Raw genomic sequence first — 1648 nt, forward strand, 5'->3', positions numbered from 1 at the left:
CCGCCACGACGAAGGAGACCCGGCTTGTCCTGGATGCCCTGGAGATGGCCCTGTGGGAACGCGGCCGTGGCCAACACCCATATATTTGCGGCGAGTTGATCCATCACTCGGATGCCGGGTCGCAGTACACGAGTTTCCGGCTCGCCGAGCACCTGGATGCCGCTGGTCTCGCGGCGAGCATCGGCACGGTCGGGGATGCTCTGGACAGCGCACTGATGGAATCGGCGATAGGTCTCTACAAAACCGAGTTGATCAAGCCGCAGCGGCCCTGGAAGACACTCGCTCAGGTCGAACTCGGCACCGCCGAGTGGATGGACTGGAACTGCCACCGCCGACTCCACGGTGAAATAGGGCACATCCCACCCGTCGAATACGAGACCAATTACTACCTCAAGACCACGAAACCCCAGGTCACAACCACAATCTGAAGTCTCTACGGAACCCGGAACGGTTCATGGCGCTCCGCCGCCGTGGCATGGAGCACAGGTCCGGCATGCGAGCTTTCAAGGACCGAGTGGCCATATACGGCGTCATGGTCAAGGCGTGGAACGCACATGCACGAGGCGCTGGCATCTCATGCCTCAAGTTCACGTTCCACGACGCTGACGAAGCAGAGTTGCCTGTCCAGAAGAGGGGCAGCACGGGCCTCAAGGAGCGAATGCCTGAGGTGATCTGAGGGGGGCGGCCCTGCCTCACTGACGGCACCCACATGGGTGCCGTCACCTGGGCGCACCCGGTGATCTGGCCGAGACCTGCTATCTGGAACTACCGTCGGCGGAGGCGCGAGCGCCTGGCCTTGGTCAGAGCCCGCCAGCGGTGGTGGATGGTCGCTGCACCGTCGGTCTACCGCGCGGCTGAGGGGTTGCCGTTGATGGTGTTGGCGATGTGGTATGCAACGTCGGTGTAGTAGGCATAGTTGTCGTTGTTGGTAAGCCTGTGCAGGCGGCCAATGGCCGAGGTGGCCGCGTTGGCGTCGGTGTGGTGGAAGACGACGGCGAGTTCGAGCATGACCTCGGGGGCGACGAGGCCGCTGGCGTAGATCTCGGCGCGCAGGACGTCGGCGCGGCCGGGGACGTTGCGGTCGGTGCCGACGTCGCGGACGAGGGCGGGGAGACCGGTTCCCAGACGGAGTCGCTGACGTAGGCCCAGGCAGCGTCGGTGAGCCAGCCCAGCTCGAGGCGGAAGTCGCGGACAAGCGTAAGCCCCTGGCGAAGGCAGCCGACGAGGAGCAGCCGGTCACCGCCCCCTCCCCTCCGGCGGCCCACTGGGCGCCAAGCGCCGAAAGTGCGCGTGCGGCGGCCTGCTGCCAGTCGGTGGGGGTCCAACTGTCGTCGGTGAGGTCGTCGGCGCCGGCGTGGTGCGGCGTTCCTGCGTGCTGTGTTCAAACTTCGCGGGACGTTTCAGTCACCGCGTTCTTCAGGACTTGGGCAGCCATCTTTTCCGTCGGCAGTGGCTGTCCGGAGAGGCGGTGGACCATGACCCAGGTGCCGTCGTCCATGGCACCCGCGAAGACGGAGGCGCCCCGGGTTGCACCGTCGTGCCAGCGCAGTCGGCCCGTCGTCTGCCACGAGGGCGCAGGTTCGCCAAGACATCGTTCGACGAGCAGCTTGGTCAGGAGGTGGGCGGTATCACGCGGGGTGGCCCACAG

2 protein-coding genes and 1 pseudogene are annotated in these 1648 nt (G+C 65.8%); 1 reads left to right on the forward strand and 2 read right to left on the reverse strand.

Annotated elements, in window-relative coordinates:
* Positions 1-428, forward strand: a 428-nt coding sequence (locus ACZ7HQ_RS45325; protein ID WP_471003453.1) for an integrase core domain-containing protein, incomplete at its 5' end; no start/stop codon positions are given.
* Between the two features lie 415 nt (positions 429-843).
* Here the strand turns inward: ACZ7HQ_RS45325 and ACZ7HQ_RS45330 are convergent.
* Together ACZ7HQ_RS45330 and ACZ7HQ_RS45335 are read right to left on the reverse strand one after the other, a co-directional pair.
* A complete protein-coding gene (locus tag ACZ7HQ_RS45330; protein WP_158709191.1) occupies positions 844-1008 on the reverse strand; it encodes a hypothetical protein in 165 nt (54 codons plus the stop codon).
* Between the two features lie 373 nt (positions 1009-1381).
* Positions 1382-1648 (reverse strand): annotated as a pseudogene (locus ACZ7HQ_RS45335) (serine hydrolase); the annotation flags it as partial.

The organism is Streptomyces sp. NPDC037290, from assembly GCF_055603245.1.

Bases quoted from the DNA above. Each gene is read 5' to 3' on its own strand.
- ACZ7HQ_RS45330 (WP_158709191.1), bottom strand. From the start codon at position 1,008: ATGCTCGAACTCGCCGTCGTCTTCCACCACACCGACGCCAACGCGGCC.